This is a genomic window from Curtobacterium sp. SP.BCp (genome assembly GCF_051903255.1).
In the GTDB taxonomy this organism is placed as follows: Bacteria; Actinomycetota; Actinomycetes; order Actinomycetales; family Microbacteriaceae; genus Curtobacterium.
This window is the reverse complement of record NZ_CP194338.1, coordinates 2,546,181-2,564,775: the sequence shown is the minus strand read 5'-3', so window position 1 is coordinate 2,564,775 and position 18,595 is coordinate 2,546,181. Positions and strand designations below refer to the sequence as shown.

The window sequence follows — 18,595 nt, the reverse complement described above, 5'->3', positions numbered from 1 at the left end:
GCTGCCCCGGCCCGCGCGGCGCACCCGATCCTCCACCTCGCCGAAAGGCCCCGCATGTCCACCTCGGTCCTGCCTGAATCCGAGCGCATCGACCTGACCCACACGAAGGCGCCGACCCTGTCGGGGCCCCAACCGGGTCGGAAGCCCAAGCGCCACTGGCTGCCGTACGCCCTCGTGGCTCCGGCGATCCTCTTCGAGCTGCTCATCCACATCGTCCCGATGCTCGTGGGCATCTGGATCTCCTTCATCCAGCTCACCAAGTACTTCATCGCCAACTGGGGTGCCGCGCCGTTCGCGGGGTTCCGGAACTACTCGATCGTCGTCGACTTCGACCAGGCGATCGGCAAGGGCGTCCTCAACTCGTTCCTCATCACGTGCGGCTTCACCGTGCTCGTGGTCGGGCTCTCGTGGACGTTCGGCATGGCCGCTGCGGTCGCGCTGCAGAAGCCGTTCAAGGGCCGCGGCCTGTTCCGCACGCTCTTCCTCGTGCCGTACGCGCTGCCGATGTACGCCGGCATCATCACCTGGAAGTTCATGTTCCAGCGTGACTCCGGTGCGATCAACCACGTCCTGGTCGACCAGCTCGGGCTGTTCGGCGGGCAGGGGCCGTTCTGGCTCATCGGGTCGAACGCCTTCATCTCGGTCGTCGTCGTGGCGATCTGGAAGACCTGGCCGTTCGCGTTCCTCATGCTCATGGCCGGGCTGCAGTCCGTCCCGAACGACGTGTACGAAGCCGCCTCGGTGGACGGTGCGAAGCCGTTCCGCCAGTGGCGTTCGATCACACTGCCGATGGTGCGTCCGGTCAACGTGACGCTCGTGCTCGTGATGTTCCTCTGGACGTTCAACGACTTCAACACGCCGTTCGTCCTGTTCGGCTCGACCGCGCAGCCCCCGGCCGCGGACCTGCTGAGCTTCCACATCTACAACGCGTCGTTCATCACCTGGAACTTCGGCTCCGGTGCCGCGATGAGCGTCCTGCTCCTCATCTTCCTGCTCATCGTCACGGGCATCTACCTCGCCGTGACCAACCGGAGGTCCGTCCGTGCGTGAGACAGTCGGCGCCAAGTCCTTCAAGATCGTCACCCTGGTCCTGCTGACCCTGTTCACGGTCGTCCCGCTCTACGTCATGATCACGACGGCGATCAAGCCGCTCGGTGACGTGCAGAACGACTTCACGTGGATCCCCACGAACATCACCTTCCAGCCGTTCATCGACATGTGGTCGACGGTGCCGCTGGGGCAGTACTTCATCAACTCGCTCGTGGTGTGCACGGTCGCGACGGTGTTCTCGCTGATCATCGCCACGTTCGCGGCGTACGGCGTCTCGCGCTGGAACTTCAAGGGCAAGAGCACCTTCACCACCGCGGTGCTCTCGACCCAGATGTTCCCGGGCGTGCTGTTCCTGCTCCCGCTGTTCCTCATCTTCACGAACCTCGGGAACGCGCTCGGCATCCAGCTCGTCGGGTCGTGGCTCGGCCTGATCATCACCTACCTGACGTTCACGCTGCCGTTCTCGATCTGGATGCTCGCGGGCTACTTCGAGACCATCCCGCGGGAGCTCGACGAGGCCGCGATGGTCGACGGCTCCGGACCGATGGGTGCGCTGTTCCGGGTGATCCTGCCCTCGGCCCGTCCCGGGCTCGTGGCGGTCGGGATCTACTCGTTCATGACCGCCTGGGGTGAGGTCCTCTTCGCCTCGGTCATGACGAACGGCAACGGCTCGACGCTCGCGGTCGGCCTGCAGCAGTACTCCACGCAGACGAACGTGTACTGGAACCAGATCATGGCGGCGTCGCTCGTCGTGTCGATCCCGGTCGTGGTCGCGTTCCTCATCGTGCAGCGGCAGTTCGTGGCCGGCCTGACCGCCGGCGCGGTGAAGTAGCCGCGACCAACTCCGGGAGGCGCGGTGCGGGTCCGACCCGCGCCGCGCCTCCCGTCCGTGTGCCGCGGTGCCCGTCGCTGTCGGAAAGCGACAGATCGGTGGGCGCGGAGGCGCGCAGACCGTCGCTCTCGTGAGTCGGCCGCCACGCTCGGACGCGAAAGCGACAGATGCCCGCCGGCGGAGGCCGGCAGCATGTCGCTCTCGCGAGAGCGACACGATCTCGGCACCGCGACCTCCACCACCCGAACCCGACAGGATGGACCCATGAGCGAACCCCGCGGACGGCAGCTGCTGCCGGGTCAGACCAGCCGCGTGCACGTGTACGACGTCGCGACGCGGACGAGCCGCCTCGTGTTCGAGTCGAAGACAGTGCTCGTCGAGGCACCGAACGTCCTCGACGACGGCACGCTGGTGCTGAACGGGAACGGCGACCTCTGGCTGCTGCGGCTGCCCGACCCGGGCGACGACCGCGTGCTCGACGAGGGCGCACTCGTGCCGGTGCCGATGCCCGGGGTCGAGGAGATCAACAACGACCACGTGCTCGACCCCTCCGACGGCTCGGTCGTGGTGAGCGCACGGAACGGGGAGCTCTACCGGGTGCCGCTGCCCGACGGTGGTTCCGCGGAGCAGCTCACCGACACGACGACCGTGCTCCCGACGACGCGGAAGTTCTACCTGCACGGGATCGCGCCGGACGGGAGCGCCCTCGCAGCCATCGTCGGTGAGCTCAGTCCCGAGGGCGTGTGGACGACCGACGTCGCGAGCGTCGACCCGACGACCGGCGAGCCGACGTTCCGGACACGCGACGGGTTCCCCGACGACGGGTGCACGATCACACCCGACGGCGGCACCTGGCTGTTCAACACCGAACGCTTCACCCCGGGGACCGCGCAGCTCGCGAGCCTCTGGCCGGGGCAGGACGAGCCGGTGCAGATCACGAACGACGACCGGGTGAACTGGTTCCCGCACCTGTCTCCGGACGGTTCGCACCTGCTTTACCTCTCGTACGAGCCGGGCGTGCAGGGGCACCCGGCCGACCACCGCGTGGAGCTGCGGCTGCTGCCGGGCGTCCTCGCACGGGGCGCGCGGATCGCCGTGCTGCCGGAGACGCTCGTCACGCTGGACGGCGGCCAGGGGACCGTGAACGTGCCGCCGTGGTCGCCGGACTCACGGTGGTTCGCGTGCTGCGACTACCCGGTCGGCGGGTAGCGCGGCGGGCGGGCCGCGCCCCGTCGCCCGAGACTCGCCTGGGCGGACAGTTCCGCGGCGGATGGACCGCGAAACTGTCCGCTGGGCCGAGACTCGGGCCGTGCGCGCAGCCGGCGCCCGGCCCGCGCCGCGGCGGCGCCCGCTACACCTCGCGGACCTGGCCCTGCTTGATGTGCAGCCGGCGTTCCGCGCGACGTGCCACCCACGAGTCGTGCGTCACGATGACCACGGTCAACCCGCGCTCCTTCCACTGCCGCTCGATGAGGCCCATGATCTCGTCACGCGTCCCCTCGTCGAGCGCGCCGGTCGGCTCGTCCGCCAGCAGCACGGACGGGTTCTTCACGAGCGCTCGGGCGATCGCGACGCGCTGCTGCTGCCCACCGGACAGCTCGGCCGGCAGGTGGTCGAGCCGTTCGCCGAGGCCGACCTCCCGGAGCGCCGCCGTCGCCCGGTCGCGCACCTCGGACCGCGAGCGGTTCGCGAGCGCCCCGGCGAACGCGGTCTCGACGTTCTCCAGCGCGGTCAACGTCGGGATGAGGTTGAAGTTCTGGAACACGAACCCGATCTCAGTCGCCCGGAGGTCGGTGAGCGCACCGTCGCCGAGCTTCGCCACGTCGTGCTCGCCCAGCATGACGCTCCCGGCGGTCGGCCGGTCGAGGGCGCCGAGCATCTGCAGGAGCGTCGACTTCCCGCCGCCGGTCGGCCCCTGGACCGCGACGAGCTGCCCCTGCGGGATCTCCAGGTCGACGTTCGTCAGCGCGGTGACGGTGCGTTGCTTCTGCTTGTACGTCTTGCTCACGTTGTGCAGGCGGTAGATCGGCCGGGAGGCACGGCTCGCCTCCGTCGCGGACGCTGCGGTCGTCGTGGTGGTCACGGTGGCTCCTGTCGGGTCGGGGGTGGCGGGTGCCGGCGCGTCGGCCGGCGTCGGTCCGGACGGCACGGCGTGCGTGCCGGTGTGCGGTGCGGGTCGGACGGCGTGCGTGCCGGTGTGCGGCGCGGGCATCAGCCCACGCTCCGCAGCGCCTCGGCGGGCCGGAGCCGGCTCGCGCGCCAACCGCCGAGTGCTCCGGCGAGGAGACCGCCGAGGACGGCGAGGCCGATGGCGAGGAGGATCACCTCGACGGTCACGGGCGCGTGCAGCACGACGTCCGACGTGCTCGCCGTGGTCCCGCCGCCGCCGAAGCCGCCGGCCGGTGCGCCGCCGGTGGTCCCGCCGCCTGCTGCCTGGGTCGCCGCACCACCGGGGAACCCGCCGCCTCCGGCGCCGCCGCGCGGCGGCGTCGAGGCGCTCGCCGAGACGGTCGGGGCGATGACGTTCACCACGAGGATGCCGACGAGCCCGGCAGCGGCGCCGATCACTCCGCCGATGAGGCCCTGGACGAGCGACTCACCAGCGACCTGCCGGGTGATCCGGCCGTTCGACCAGCCGATGGCCTTGAGGGTGCCGAACTCCCGCGTGCGCCGCGTGACGCCGGAGATGGTGAAGAGGATCGCGATGAGGAACGCCGCGGCGAGGACGACGACCGACAGCCACGTGCCGAGGTTCGACACGAGCGTGGACGCGGTGCTCAGCGAGCCGGAGACGCTCGACGCGAGGTCGGCCTCGGTCGAGACGGTCGCGCTCGACAGCTCGGACTGCAGCGCGGTCTTGATCGTGCTGACGTCGGACGAGGACTCCGCGGAGACGTAGATGGAGGTGACCTTGCCGTCGAGGTCGGCGAGCGACTGCGCGGTGTCGAGCGGCACGTAGGTGTTCGACCCGGTGGTGCTGGACGAGCCGGTCGAGGCCACGATGCCGATGACGGTGAACTTCGTGCCGCCGATCTCGAGGGTGTCCCCGACGGTCTTGTCCTCGCTCTTCGCGTACGAGCTGTCGAGCACGACGACGTCCTTGCCGGCGTCGGCCGACGTGAACGTCCGGCCCTTCGTGGTCTCGGTGCTCGTGAGCGGCCCGACGGTTTCGCCGGAGACCGGGATGCCCGTGACGGTGAACGAGTCGACGTTGAACGAGCCGCCCCCGAAGCCACCGCCCTCGCCGCCGCTCGGCGGGCCCTGCTGCGTGCCGCTGTCGTCGGAACCACTGCTGCTGCCGGACGAGCTGCTCCCGCTGCTGTCCTGCTGCACCTGGCCGGAGAACGTCGTGTTCTCGAGCGTGAGGACGCCGGTGGCCGCCTTGACCCCGGCCGTCGACGTGACCGTGGAGAGGTTCGACGCGTTCAACGTGCTCGTCCCGCGGGCGACCGCGAGCCGGGACTGTGAGAGGTCGGTCGAGCCACTGTCACTCCCCGAGCGGCTGCCGAAGTCGAACGACGGCCGTCCGGTGCTCGACGACGACGGCTGCTCGGTCTTCGTGACGGTGATGTCGGTGCCGACGCCGTACACGGACGACAGGACGCTCGACTGCGCGGTCTTCACCCCGCTCGCGATCGACGACACGATGACGACCAGGGCGATGGCGAGCGCCATGCCGATGGCGATGATGACCGTCTGCTTCCGGCGGTTCGTGAGCTCGCGCCTGAGGTAGGTCAGGAACATGGTTCTCCTCGGTGTTGGGGACGAGGAGACCGTAGGGAGGCAGTCGATGAGCCGTGCTGCCGGATCCCAAGAAGATCCGATGAAGCCTCAGCCGGCGTCGCCGTACGTGACGCGGACGGCGGCCAGCGCGACGTCGACCGCGGCGCGACCCGCGAGCGTGGCGAACACCGGGCCCGGACGACCCCGTCGACAGGAGCGGGGCCGTGGTGGCGACCGCCTGCGCGACCTCCGACCGCTCCGCCGGGAGTGCGTCGTGCTTTCAGGCCGGAGGAGTACCAGGGACCGCTCTGTGTGACTGGTCCGCGATCCACAGGCGGGACATCGGTGCGTCTCAGAGTGCTCATAGGAAACTCTCGATACTCGAGTACGTGACCATCTCCCAGCCCGCTGCAGCCCCGCGCCTCACACGTGCCGACGGATCCCCGTTGCGCATCCTCGTCGTCGACGACGAGGCCAGCCTCACCGACCTGCTGTCCATGGCGCTCCGCTACGAGGGCTGGGACGTCAAGAGCGCGAACGGCGGACAGGACGCCCTGACCACCGCGCGGGAGTGGAAGCCCGACGCGATGGTGCTCGACGTGATGATGCCGGACCTCGACGGCCTGCAGGTCCTCAGCCGGCTGCGCCAGAACAACGACGACACCCCGGTGCTGTTCCTCACTGCGAAGGACTCCGTCGAGGACCGCGTCACCGGCCTGACCGCCGGCGGCGACGACTACGTCACGAAGCCGTTCTCGCTCGAGGAGGTCGTGGCACGGCTGCGCGGCCTCATCCGGCGCTCGCAGATCTCGATCTCCGAGGCCGGTGACTCCCGCATCGTCGTCGGTGACCTCGTGCTCGACGAGGAGTCGTACGAGGTCTCGCGAGCCGGGCGGCCGATCGAGCTCACCGCGACCGAGTTCGAGCTGCTCCGCTTCCTCATGCGGAACCCCCGCCGGGTGCTCTCGAAGGCGCAGATCCTCGACCGCGTGTGGTCGTACGACTTCGGTGGCAAGAGCTCCGTCGTCGAGATCTACATCTCCTACCTGCGCAAGAAGATCGACGCGGGCGAGACCCCGATGATCCACACCGTGCGCGGCGTCGGGTACGTCATCAAGCCGACCTCCTGAGGTCCGGCGCAGTGACCCTCCGCCGACGGCTGGTCCTCAGCATCGTCGCCCTCGTCGTGGCCGTCAGTGCGGTGATCGGCGCGGGCAGCATCATCGCGCTCGCGTCCATCCAGACCGGCACCATCGACTCCCAGCTGTCGAAGGCGACCGAGCGCGCGAGCACGAAGTTCGGGCAGGGACAGCAGGAGCAGAACGGGCAGCGGCCGAACGACGACGCCCTGGCACCGCTCGGGCAGGCGGCCGGCACGCTGACCGCCTACTACGGCACGGGCGGCGTGGCGGCCGGCATCGTCATCAACGAGGACAGCTCCCGCTCGCAGCTGACGACGGACGAACTGCAGCGGCTCGGGCAGGTCAAGGTCGGGGTCGAACCCGCGACGATGGACCTCGGCGGTGCGCTCGGGAAGTACCGGGTCGCGGCCGTGCAGGTCGACAACCCCGTCGTCGGCAACGCCGTGCTCGTCGTCGGGCTGCCGATGTCGCCCGTGTACGAGAGCGTCTGGTCGCTGCTCCTCGTGGTCGTGGTGGTCGTCGGACTCGCCCTCGTCGCCGGGTCGGTCGTCGCCGCCGTCGTGGTGCGGCGCTCGCTCCGGCCGCTCGAACGGGTCGCGGAGACCGCGTCCGCCGTCGCCCGCATGCCCCTCGAGCGCAGCGACGCCCTGCAGGACGTCCGGGTCCCCGACGCCGACCCCCGCACCGAGGTCGGTCGGGTCGGTGCTGCGTTCAACCGCATGCTCGGGCACATCGGCGGTGCCATGCAGGCCCGGGAGCGCTCCGAGCAGAAGGTCCGACAGTTCGTCGCGGACGCCTCGCACGAGCTCCGCACGCCGCTCGCGTCCGTCCGCGGCTACGCCGAGCTCACCCGCCGGATGGGCGCCGACCTGCCCGAGGACGTGGTCTACGCGATGAGCCGCATCGAGTCCGAGTCGAAGCGGATGACGAGCATGGTCGAGGACCTGCTGCTCCTCGCGCGCCTCGACGAGGGCCGGGAGATCCAGTTCGACGACGTCGACCTCACCGGACTCGTGCTCGACGCGGTGAACGACGCACACGCCGCATCACCGGGGCACGTCATCGAGGTGGACCTGCCGGACGAGCCCGTCGAGGTGCTCGGCGACGCCGCACGGCTCCACCAGGTGATCGTCAACCTCGTCACGAACGCCAGGACCCACACCCCCGAGGGCACCCGCATCACAGTGGGCATCGCCCGGGCCGCCGACGGTGTCGACCTGACGGTGCGGGACACCGGACAGGGCATCGACCCCGAGTTCCTGCCGAAGCTCTTCGAACGCTTCGCCCGCGCCGACAGCTCGCGCTCCCGCACCGTCGGGTCGACCGGGCTCGGGCTCGCCATCGTCGACGCGGTCGTGCAGGCGCACGGTGGGCGCGTCGAGGTCACGAGCGAGCCCGGTGACACCGTGTTCACGGTGCACCTGCCGATCGCGCCGCCGGAGGCCGGCCCTGTGGCCGCGGCCGCGGACCCCGCCGACTGGTCGGCGACGCCCGACGCCGCTCCCGCGACCACCTGACGGCCGGGAGGCGCGGTGCGGGCCCGCCCCGTGCCTCCCGGCCGTCGTTTGGTGACGCCCACGGCGTCTGGTACAGTTCTCGAAGCCAAAGACCGCCGGATGTCGCTGTGCTCGCAACGTGTTTGTGAACGCCGTGACCGAAGGTCCTCCAACGTGAGGCATCCCGCGCAGGTGTTCCGAACCACTCCCGCCGTTCCGGTGGGGGCAGCTCCGAGCCTCTGTGCGCCGGAGCTTTTTTCGTTCGTGGGCCTGGGGCTACCGGCAAGAAACCCCCAAGGAGAACCATGGCGAACAAGGAAGCTGCGGTCGCCGAGCTCACGGAAGCATTCCAGAGCTCGAACGCCGTTCTGCTCACCGAGTACCGCGGTCTCACGGTCGCGCAGCTCAAGGAGCTCCGCAACTCGATCCGTGAGCACGCCACGTACGCCGTGGTGAAGAACACGCTGACCAAGATCGCGGCGAACAACGCCGGCATCTCGTCGTTCGACGACGAGCTCGCCGGTCCGTCCGCTCTCGCCTTCGTCCACGGTGACACCGTCGCCGTCGCGAAGTCGCTGCGTGCATTCGCCAAGGCGAACCCTCAGCTCGTGGTGAAGGGTGGTTACTTCGACGGTAACCCGCTCTCCGCGACCGAGGTGGACAAGCTCGCTGACCTCGAGTCCCGTGAAGTGCTGCTCGGCAAGCTCGCCGGCGCCTTCAAGGCCTCGCTGTTCGGCGCTGCGTACCTGTTCCAGGCACCCCTCTCGCAGGCCGTCCGCACCGTGGACGCCCTCCGCGAGAAGCAGGAGTCCGCGGCCTGATCAGGCACGCGTTCCACAACCACACCACGCATTAGCAAGTAGGAGAAAATCATGGCGAAGCTTTCGCAGGACGAGCTCATCGAGGCCTTCAAGGAGCTCACGCTCATCGAGCTCTCGGACTTCGTGAAGAAGTTCGAAGAGGTCTTCGAGGTCACCGCGGCCGCCCCGGTCGCCGCTGCCGCCGCCCCCGGTGCAGCTGCCCCGGCCGAGGCCGCTGAGGAGAAGTCCGAGTTCGACGTCATCCTCAAGTCCGCTGGTGACAAGAAGATCCAGGTCATCAAGGAGGTCCGTGGCCTGACGTCGCTCGGCCTCGGTGAGGCCAAGGCGCTCGTCGAGACCGCCGACGCCAAGATCCTCGAGGGTGTCAACAAGGAGACCGCTGACAAGGCGAAGGAGACGCTCGAGGGCGCCGGCGCCACGATCGAGCTCGCGTAGTCTCGACCGTTCGGTCACGAAGGCCGTCGCCCCTCGGGGCGGCGGCCTTCGTCGTGCGCGGCTGACGCGGCGCGGGGAGGGCGGCGGGCGCGCGGAGGGCAAGAGCTGTCGCTTTCGCGAAAGCGACATACTGAGCGCACAATCCGCCGCGGATCTGTCGCTTCGGCAGCACGAACGGTTTCGCCTTGCGGTGATCTGTCGCTTTCGCGAGTCCTCCACACCGCCGGAAGGCACGACAAGCCATCCACAGATCGGCCTCCGTCCCGCGCGGCCGGCCGTCAAGCCGACATGGTGCCGCAATGCACCCAGCGAGCGCCATCGAGATTCTTCGCTCCGACCCCGTCGACCGATCGGCTGCGCGGCGCCTCCAACGACGGCAGCACGCGGGCCAACTCGTCCGTGTCCGGCACGGCGTGTTCGTCGAGCGGACCGCGTGGAACGCTCTGGACGCGCGGTCGCGGTACCTCGTCCAGATGCGCGCGAGTGTGCCGGTCCTCCGTTCAGACGCTGCTTTCGCGTTGGATTCAGCCGCTGCGATCCACGGTGTCCCGCGAATCACGCCCTGGCCCGAACATGTGCACGTCGTCGTGCCCTCGCTCGCGCACACTGCTCAACGCGTCGGTCTCACTCTCCACGCCGGCTCGATGAGCCTCGACGGCCGGCGCTTCCACGGTGTGCCGTTCACCTCGCTCGCGCTGACGGCCGTCGAGCTCGGCCGCCGAGGGAGTCTCTCGACCGCGGTGGTCGCGCTCGACCATGCGCTCCGCGCCGGAGTTCCGCTCGAGGACCTCCGGACGCTCACGGAGTCGGTCGGGCCGTGGGGCGGCGTCCGAGTGGAGACTGCACTCGACATCTGCGACGTCCGCCACGAGTCGGTCGGGGAGTCGTACTTCGCCGCGCGCGCCGCGGAACTCGGGTGCCCGGACATGGTGCCCCAGTACGAGTTCCGGTCTGCGGACGGCGTCGTCGATCGGGTCGACTTCTGGCTGCCGGAGCAGGGCATCGTCATCGAGTTCGACGGCCGCACGAAGTACGAGGATCCGGCGATGCTCCGGGGGAGGAGTCCTGCGGAGGCCGTCTGGGACGAGAAGCGTCGAGAGGACAGGGTCCGCTCCCGAGGCGAGGTGAACGGGTTCGTCCGCGTCTACTGGGAACACCTCGTGTCGCAGGATCGACTCCGAACACTCCTCCGGCAACACCGTGTGCCGTGCCGCTGATCGATGCCTCGGAACGACGGCTGTGCACCTGGACTACTCCGCGGAAGCGACAGTTGTGCCGTTGCGGACGCGAACTGGTCCGCAAGAGCGACAGGAAGTGAGCGCGAGGACCATGGAATGTGTCGCTTGTCCGGGACGGACTGGCCGCGGGGGCCGCGGCGGCGGGCGGGCCGCGGGCCGCGTCAGCGCAGGCTGCTGTGGCGGCGGCCCCAGAGGAGGTAGAGCGCGGCGCCGACGAGCATCCACACGCCGAACGCGATCCACGTGCCGGCGCCGAGGAACACCGCGAGCAGCACGCAGCACAGCGTCCCGAGCACGGGGACGACCGGGAAGAGCGGGACCCGGTACGAGCGCTCGAGCCCGGGCTGCGTGCGGCGGAGCACGATCACGGAGACGTTGACGAGGGCGAAGGCCACGAGCGTGCCGATGCTCGTCGCGTCGGCGAGCTCACCGAGCGGGACGAGGGCGGCGACCACGGTGACGACGATGCCGACGATCAGCGTGTTCGCGACCGGGGTGCCCGTGCGGTGTGACACCCGGCCGAAGACCTTCGGCACGAGGCCGTCGCGCGCCATCGTCAGGAGGATGCGCGTCTGCCCGTAGAGCACCGTGAGCACGACGCTGGCGATGGCGATCACGGCACCGACCGAGAACACCAGCGCCACCCAGGGCTGGCCGGTGACCTCGACGACGATCCGGACGAGCGACGCCTCGGAGTCGGAGAAGGACGTCCACGCGCGAGCGCCGATCGCCGCGATCGCGACGAGGATGTACAGGGCCGTGATGAGGGCGATCGAGCCGATGATCGCGCGGGGGAGATCGCGGCGGGGGTCCTTCGCCTCTTCTCCGGCGGTCGACGCGGCGTCGAAGCCGATGTAGGAGAAGAACAGGCGCGAGGCCGCCGCGGTGACGCCGGCGGCGCCCATCGGTGCGAGGGGCTCGAAGTTGCCGGCCCGGAACGCGGTGAAGGCCACCACGACGAAGAACACCAGCAGCGCGATCTTCACGATCACCATCAGGGTGTTCACCCAGGCGCTCTCGCGGGCGCCGGGGAGCAGGATCGCGGTGGCGAGGAGCACCAGCACCGCCGCCGGCAGGTTGACGAGGCCACCTTCGCCCGGCGGCGAGGAGATCGCTGCGGGCAGGTGCAGCCCGAACACGCGGAGGGTCTCGTCGACGTACTCGCTCGCACCGACCGCGACCGCCGCCACCGACACGGCGTACTCGAGGACGAGGCACCAGCCGCAGACCCAGGCGATGCCCTCGCCCATCGTCGCGTACGTGTAGGAGTAGCTCGACCCGGACGTCGGCACCGCACCGGCCATCTCGGCGTACGACAGGGCCGAGAGCAGCGCCGCGACACCCGCGAGGACGAACGAGATCCAGACGGCGGGACCGGCGAGCGGGACCGCGGTGCCGAGCACGACGAGGATCCCGGTGCCGAGGGTGGCGCCGACGCTGATCATCGTGAGGTGCCAGACCCCGAGGGAGCGGCGGAGCGGCTCACCGTTGACGCCCCGGGCGGCCTCGGCCTGGAGGTCCTCGATCGGTTTGCGGCGGGCGAGCTGCTGCCGGAGGGACACGGGGGACTGCGCGGACGACATGGGACCTCGGGGTGGCAGGACGGGGACGCACGATGGTGGCACGCCCCCCGTGCGGGGTCAAACCGGGACACCGCGCGGGTGTCACCGCGCGGCGGTACGGTTGCAGGGATCGAAGCGGGAGGAGCGCGCATGAGCATGGGACACGGCGCTCGTGGGGGTCCGCGTGGGGGCGGTCGGATCTCGAGCGGCGACCACGCCGCGCAGAAGGCCGCGAACGCCGAGGCGCCCCGGATCCCGAACCTGCTGCACCGCATCTCCGGCCTGTTCGTGCCCCACCGTGCGTCGATCGTGCTGACGGTCGTGCTGGTCCTCGTCGGCGCGGCGCTGTCCGTGATCCCGCCGCTCCTGACCCAGCGCGCCTTCGACGAGGGGCTGTTCCCGAAGGGCGGGGGTGGTCCGAACCTCCCGGTCCTCTACGCCCTGGTGGCGGGCATGGTCGGCCTGTGGATCGCGAGCGCCGGCATCGGCGTCTGGCAGACCTACCTGACCGCGACGGTCGGCAACAAGGTCATGGGCGCGATGCGGATGCGGCTCTTCGGCCACCTGCAGCGCATGGAGCTCGCCTTCTTCACCCGCACCAAGACAGGGATCATCCAGTCGCGGCTGCAGAACGACGTCGGCGGCGTCGCGAGCGTCCTCAACAACACGATCTCCTCGGTGCTCGGCAACACCGTCACGGTGATCGCGGCCGTGGTGGCGATGCTGCTGCTCAGCTGGCAGATGACCCTCGTCGCGGTCGTGCTGCTCCCGCTGCTCGTGATCGCCCAACGCCGTGTGGGACAGGTCCGGGCGCGCATCGCCGCCCAGACGCAGGAGTCGCTGTCGGACATGACCGCGATCACGCAGGAGGCGCTCAGCGTCTCGGGCATCCTCCTCGCGAAGAGCTTCAACCAGCAGCGCAGCGAGACCCAGCGGTACGGCGACGAGAACCGCAACCAGATCCAGCTCCAGGTCCGGCAGCAGATGTCCGGCCAGTGGTTCTTCGCGATCGTGCAGATCTTCCTGTCGATCATCCCCGCGATCATCTACGTCGTCGCGGCCTGGCTGATCATCGGCGACGTCGCGATCACGGCCGGCACGATCGTGGCGTTCACGACGGTGCAGTCCCGCCTGCTCTTCCCGACGGTCGGCCTGCTGCGCGTGGTGCTCGACCTCCAGACGTCGGGCGCCCTGTTCGCCCGGATCTTCGAGTACCTCGACCTGAAACCGGCGATCACCGACTCCCCGACGGCGAAGCCGGTCGACGAGTCCCGGCTCGGGCACGTCGCGTTCGACCACGTGACATTCGCCTACCCGGACGGCGAGCCCGACAACCCGACGCTCCGGGACGTCTCCTTCGAACTCCAGCCCGGGCAGTTCGCCGCGTTCGTCGGGCCGTCCGGGGCGGGCAAGACCACGGTGTCGTACCTGGTCCCGCGGCTGTACGAGGCGACGAGCGGCAGTGTGCGGTTCGCGGGCGCCGACGTCCGCGACATCGAGCACGAGGACCTGATGCGGCACGTCGGGATCGTCAGCCAGGAGACCTACCTCTTCCACGCGTCGATCGGCGACAACCTCCGCTACGCCAGACCGGACGCCACGGACGAGGAACTCGAACGGGCTGCCCGCGCGGCCAACATCCACGAGACGATCGCGTCGTTCCCGGACGGGTACGACACGATCGTGGGCGAGCGGGGCTACCGGCTCTCCGGCGGCGAGAAGCAGCGCATCGCGATCGCGCGCGTGCTGCTGAAGGATCCGCCCGTCCTGGTCCTCGACGAGGCCACCAGCGCACTCGACTCGATCTCCGAGCGGGTGGTGCAGACGGCGCTCGACACCGCCGCCGCCGGTCGGACGACCATCTCGATCGCCCACCGACTGTCCACGGTCCGGGACGCCGACGTCATCTTCGTGCTCGACCACGGGCGCATCGTGGAGCAGGGGACGCACGACGAACTCCTCGACCTCGGCGGGACGTACGCGACCCTCCACCGCCAGCAGAACCTGCCGGTCGGCGCCTGACCGCCGCGGGCGTGCCGGAGCACGCGTCCGCGCGGTCGGCCGGGAGGCACGGCGTGGGCGGGCAGCGCGCCTCCCCTCCGCCACGGCGTCAGCCGCGCCGGCGGGTCAGGCCGGCACCGCGCCTGCAGTCCGCCACGGCGTCAGCTGTGCCGGCGGGGCGGGCGAGCACCGTGCCTCCCGTCCGACACGGCGTCGGCCGCGCCGGCGGAGCGGGCGGTCACCGTGCCTGCACTGCGCCACGGCGTCGGCCGTGGCGGCGAGGCGGGCTGGCACCGTGCCTCCCGTCAGTCACAGCGTCAGCCGCGCCGGCGGGCACCGTGCTTCCCGTCCGCCACGGCGTGAGCCGTGTCGACGGGGCGGGCGGGCACCGCGCCTCTCGTCCGCCGTGGGCCGGCCCGCGCCCGGACAGGCCGCGACAACGCGACACGTGTCGTCGCGCACCTGGTGCCCGTCCCGCGTGAACCGGATACCGGACCGAGCCGGACACGACGCTTCCTCGCGTGGTAGCTCTGGATCAGAACCCGAGCAGTGCCTCCTGATCCGCGCCGCCCGAACGGAGTCCTCCGTGACCGATGCCCCGTCCCCGACCGACCCGATCCCACCGTCGGATGGTGCCCGCGAGCGCGACCCGCTCGACCAGCGCGACCCCCGCGACCATGACCGCGAACGGACCAGCACGGGCGGCACGACCCCGCGGCGCAGTGGACGCTTCCGCGCGTTCCTCACGAGCGGCTCCCTCGACGTCCAGTCGAAGCTCCTCGTGATGCTCCTGGCGGTGAGCGTCGTGGCGGCGCTCGTCGTCGGGGCCGTCGGGTACGTGAACGGCCGCGACTCCCTCCAGGCCGCCGCACTCAACCAGGTGACCTCGCTCCGGGAGGCCCGGATCACCGAGCTCAAGCGGTCGTTCGCGCAGTTCACCGACACCGTGGTCGCGCAGACCCGGAACGCGAGCGTCATCGGCGCGACGAAGGCCTTCGAGTCCGGCTGGGACGACCTGCAGCGCCGTCCGGTGTCGGACGACGACCGGCAGAAGGTCGACGACTGGTACGCCGACACCCTCGTGCCGCAGTTGGACAAGGCGTCCGGCGGGACGGCCGACCCGCAGCAGTTCGCGCCGACGTCCGACCCGCAGGCGTACCTCCAGGCCCGGTACACGGCGCCGTTCACCGACTACGACCAGGCGATCGACCAGGACGACGCCGGCGACGGCAGCGCATGGTCGAGGGCCCACGCCGAGTACCAGCCGTACTTCAAGCAAGCGGTGGAGACGGTCGGGTACGAGGACCTGCTCCTCATGAACACGGACGGGGACGTCGTCTACTCGGCGTACTCGGGGGCGGACCTCGGCACGAACCTGGACGACGGACCCTACCGCGAGTCGAACCTCGCGACGGGCTACCGCGACGCCCTGCGCCTGACGAGCTCGGACGGCTTCGTGGTCACCGACTTCCAGCGGTACGTCCCGAGCCTGAACGTCCCGACGCTCTGGGTGATGTCGCCGGTCGGTGAGGACGGCAAGATCATCGGCGTGATGGCGGTGCAGGTGCCCGTCGAACTGATCAGTGACATCATGACCGGTGACCAGGGCTGGAAGGGCGACGGGCTGGGCGACACCGGGGAGTCGTACCTCGTGGGTGACGACCGTCTGATGCGCTCGTACCCGCGGCAGCTGTTGCAGCACCCGCGGCAGTACGAGCGGGACGTCATCGCGGCGGGGACCGCCCCGGCGATCGCGGAGCGGCAGGTGCAGGTGAAGGGATCGGTGCTGCTCCAGTCGGTGAACACGACACCGGTCAGCCGCGCACTGCAGGGGAAGACGGGGACGGTGATCGCGGACGACTACCGCGGGAAGGAGGTCCTCGCGGCGTACGCCCCGCTCGAGGTCGACGGCCTGCGGTGGGTGGTGGTCGCACAGATGGACACGTCCGAGGCCTTCGCCCCGGTGAACGTGTTCGCGCGGAACCTCGCGCTCGCGCTCGTCGGGATCATCGTGCTCGTCTCGCTCCTGTCGCTCCTGCTCGCGCAGGTCTTCGTCCGTCCGATCCGACGGCTGCAACGGGCGGTGAACCGGGTGAGCGCGGGCGAGCTCGGCGTCGAGGTGCAGACGAAGGCCGGCGACGAGATCGGCGATCTCGGGGTCGCGTTCAACGACATGAGCCGGAGCCTGCAGGTGAAGCAGGACCTCCTCGACGAGCAGCGCCGGCAGAACGACTCGCTGCTGCTGACGATGATGCCGGAGGACGTGGCGAAGCGGTACAAACAGGGCGACGACACCATCGCGGCCGACCACCAGGACGTCGCGGTCGTGTACGCCGACCTCATCGGCTTCGACGACTTCGCGAAGGGGCTCTCGGCCGAGGAGAGCCTGGCGCTGGTCAACGACCTCTGGCGCTCGCTCGACGAGGCCGCCGGTCGGTACGGCATCGAGCGGGTGCGGACGACCCGCGCCGGGTACCTCGCCTCGTGCGGCCTGAGCGTCCCGCGGGTCGACAACGTCCGCCGCGTGGTCGAGTGGGCGGAGGAGTCCCAGCGTGTGCTCGAGCGGTTCAACGGGCAGCACGGCTCCCGTGTCGGGCTCCGTGCGGGCATCGACGCCGGACAGGTGACGAGCGGCCTCGTCGGTCGCGCGAGCCTCGTGTACGACATGTGGGGCGACGCCGTGAACCTCGCGTACCGGGTGCAGGGCATCGCCCCGTCCCCGGGGGTGTACGCCACGCAGCGGGTCGTCGACAAGCTCGGCGACCGCGCGGGCATCGTCGACGCGGGCGAGGTGCAGACGCAGTCCGGGTCGCAGCGCATCTGGAAGCTCGAGCAGGTGCAGTCGTGACCCCGTTCTGGCAGCAGCCGTGGTTCTGGCCGGCGATCGTCGTCATCGTCGGGCTCCCGGTCGTCCTCCTCGTCCTCACCGAGCTGCAGTCGAACCTGCAGCGCCGTGGCAACTCGCTGCACAAGGTGGTCGGCCTGCTCCGCAACGCGGTCATCCCGGTGATCGCGATCCTCGTCCTGAGCGTGCAGGTCACGGCGGCGGTCGACCCGTCCCGCCCGGTCGTGACCCAGGTGATCGCGACGGTGCTCGGCTTCCTCGTGATCGTGTTCGTCCTGAACGGCATGAACGTCCTGCTGTTCACGAACGCCCGGAAGGGCAGCTGGCGCGAGAAGATCCCGTCGATCTTCGTCGACATCGCCCGGGTCATCCTCGTGGCGATCGGCCTCGCGGTCGTGTTCCGCATCGTGTGGGGGACCGACATCGGCGGCATCTTCACGGCGCTCGGTGTCGGGTCCTTCGTCATCGCCCTCGCCCTGCAGACCGCCGTCGGTCCGATCGTCGCCGGGCTGTTCCTGCTGTTCGAGCAGCCGTTCCGGCTCGGGGACTGGCTCGACATCGGCGGCACGCGGGGCCGGGTCGTCGAGGTGAACTGGCGGTCCGTGCACCTCGACACGGGCAACGGCATCCTCATCACGCCGATCGGCTCGCTCGCGGGCGCGTCGTTCACGAACCTCAGCCGGACGGGAGGCACGTACCCGGTCTCGACGTCGGTCACCTTCACGACGGACGACGCACCGGCAGCGGTGGTCGCCCTGCTCCAGCGGGTCGCGTCCGGCCTGCCCCAGCTCGCGCCGGGCACGAGCCCGTCGGCCGAGCCGACGGGCGGATCGGGCTACACCGTCTCGTTCGAGGTCGGCGGCCCGTCGCAGGAGGGCTCGGCGCTGGCACAGTTCCGGATGTGGCTCTGGTACGCCGCTCGTCGCGCCGGGCTCGGACTCGACGGCGACACCACCGACGACTTCGTCACGGACGAGCGCCGGGACGCCGCCCTCGCCTCGATCGCACCGACGCTGTACCTGGCGTCCGACGACGTCGCGGCGCTCCGGCAGGTCGTGACGCTCGAGCGCTACGCGGCGGGCGAGGTGATCTCGCGGCCGGGCGTCGTCCCGACGGCGATCCGGTTCGTGCTGACCGGCAGCGTCGAGCTCCGGGTGCCGTTCGGCGACGAGCAGCTCCCGGCGACCCGGGTCGAGGCCGGCGACTACGTCGGGCAGACGTCGCTCACCCGCGAGGTCGTGCAGACCTTCCAGGTGGCACTGACCGAGGTCGCGGTGCTCGTCGTCCCGGTCGAGGCGATCGACACCATCGTCCGGTCGAACCCGCAGCTCGCCCGGGACATCGGCGCCGTGATCGACCGGCGGCACCAGGACGTCGCGGACACGATCGCGGCCCGGGCCGGTCAGCTGCAGCCGGGCGTCACGTCCGGGGGAACGTGAGGGACGCCCGC

14 protein-coding genes are annotated in these 18,595 nt (G+C 70.3%); 11 read left to right on the top strand and 3 right to left on the bottom strand.

Annotation, left to right across the window (positions count from 1 at the left end; all coding sequences use genetic code 11):
• Positions 1-54 precede the first annotated feature (54 nt).
• The 3 genes from ACRQ4C_RS12040 (at position 55) to ACRQ4C_RS12030 (ending at position 3,091) form a co-directional block, all read left to right on the top strand.
• Entirely contained in the window at positions 55-1,050 is a 996-nt protein-coding gene (locus tag ACRQ4C_RS12040; RefSeq protein ID WP_439688803.1) for a carbohydrate ABC transporter permease, read from the top strand.
• Entirely contained in the window at positions 1,043-1,882 is an 840-nt protein-coding gene (locus tag ACRQ4C_RS12035) for a carbohydrate ABC transporter permease (protein ID WP_290131232.1), read from the top strand. The genes ACRQ4C_RS12040 and ACRQ4C_RS12035 overlap by 8 nt, the downstream gene beginning before the upstream one ends.
• Positions 1,883-2,146: 264 nt before the next feature.
• Positions 2,147-3,091, top strand: coding sequence for a TolB family protein (locus ACRQ4C_RS12030; RefSeq protein ID WP_439688802.1), 945 nt, complete (start codon positions 2,147-2,149; stop codon positions 3,089-3,091).
• A gap of 142 nt (positions 3,092-3,233) precedes the next feature.
• Here ACRQ4C_RS12030 and ACRQ4C_RS12025 read toward each other — a convergent pair whose 3' ends face one another.
• The gene (locus ACRQ4C_RS12025; protein WP_290134212.1) at positions 3,234-3,908 is read right to left on the bottom strand and encodes an ABC transporter ATP-binding protein; all 675 of its coding nucleotides are present in this window, start codon (positions 3,906-3,908) and stop codon (positions 3,234-3,236) included.
• A 185-nt stretch (positions 3,909-4,093) separates the two neighbouring features.
• Positions 4,094-5,626 carry an ABC transporter permease gene (locus tag ACRQ4C_RS12020; protein WP_439688801.1) on the bottom strand — a complete coding sequence of 511 codons (1,533 nt, stop codon included), beginning with the start codon at positions 5,624-5,626 and terminating at the stop codon, positions 4,094-4,096.
• Between the two features lie 368 nt (positions 5,627-5,994).
• On the opposite strand from ACRQ4C_RS12020, the gene ACRQ4C_RS12015 reads away from it, so the two are divergent.
• The 5 genes from ACRQ4C_RS12015 to ACRQ4C_RS11995 all read left to right on the top strand — a co-directional run bounded on the left by ACRQ4C_RS12015 (position 5,995) and on the right by ACRQ4C_RS11995 (position 10,716).
• Positions 5,995-6,735 (top strand): response regulator transcription factor, encoded by a 741-nt coding sequence (locus tag ACRQ4C_RS12015; protein ID WP_290131238.1) that lies wholly within the window; start codon positions 5,995-5,997, stop codon positions 6,733-6,735.
• An 11-nt stretch (positions 6,736-6,746) separates the two neighbouring features.
• Positions 6,747-8,264, top strand: a complete 1,518-nt coding sequence (locus ACRQ4C_RS12010; protein WP_439688800.1) for a sensor histidine kinase — start codon at positions 6,747-6,749, stop codon at positions 8,262-8,264.
• A gap of 284 nt (positions 8,265-8,548) precedes the next feature.
• Positions 8,549-9,064, top strand: coding sequence for a 50S ribosomal protein L10 (gene rplJ, locus ACRQ4C_RS12005; RefSeq protein ID WP_058726968.1), 516 nt, complete (start codon positions 8,549-8,551; stop codon positions 9,062-9,064).
• A gap of 51 nt (positions 9,065-9,115) precedes the next feature.
• Entirely contained in the window at positions 9,116-9,499 is a 384-nt protein-coding gene (gene rplL, locus ACRQ4C_RS12000; RefSeq protein WP_400413170.1) for a 50S ribosomal protein L7/L12, read from the top strand.
• A 644-nt stretch (positions 9,500-10,143) separates the two neighbouring features.
• Positions 10,144-10,716, top strand: a complete 573-nt coding sequence (locus ACRQ4C_RS11995) for a hypothetical protein (RefSeq protein WP_439688799.1) — start codon at positions 10,144-10,146, stop codon at positions 10,714-10,716.
• A gap of 182 nt (positions 10,717-10,898) precedes the next feature.
• Here ACRQ4C_RS11995 and ACRQ4C_RS11990 read toward each other — a convergent pair whose 3' ends face one another.
• A complete protein-coding gene (locus tag ACRQ4C_RS11990; RefSeq protein WP_439688798.1) occupies positions 10,899-12,320 on the bottom strand; it encodes an APC family permease in 1,422 nt (473 codons plus the stop codon).
• A 135-nt stretch (positions 12,321-12,455) separates the two neighbouring features.
• Between ACRQ4C_RS11990 and ACRQ4C_RS11985 the strand changes: the two genes are divergently transcribed.
• The 3 genes from ACRQ4C_RS11985 to ACRQ4C_RS11975 all read left to right on the top strand — a co-directional run bounded on the left by ACRQ4C_RS11985 (position 12,456) and on the right by ACRQ4C_RS11975 (position 18,584).
• On the top strand, positions 12,456-14,321 hold the full coding sequence (locus ACRQ4C_RS11985; RefSeq protein ID WP_439690901.1) for an ABC transporter ATP-binding protein: 1,866 nt from the start codon (positions 12,456-12,458) through the stop codon (positions 14,319-14,321).
• 565 nt (positions 14,322-14,886) lie between these two features.
• On the top strand, positions 14,887-17,148 hold the full coding sequence (locus tag ACRQ4C_RS11980; protein WP_439688797.1) for an adenylate/guanylate cyclase domain-containing protein: 2,262 nt from the start codon (positions 14,887-14,889) through the stop codon (positions 17,146-17,148).
• The gene (locus tag ACRQ4C_RS11975) at positions 17,145-18,584 is read left to right on the top strand and encodes a mechanosensitive ion channel domain-containing protein (RefSeq protein ID WP_439688796.1); all 1,440 of its coding nucleotides are present in this window, start codon (positions 17,145-17,147) and stop codon (positions 18,582-18,584) included. The genes ACRQ4C_RS11980 and ACRQ4C_RS11975 overlap by 4 nt, the downstream gene beginning before the upstream one ends.
• The last annotated feature ends 11 nt before the right edge of the window (positions 18,585-18,595 follow it).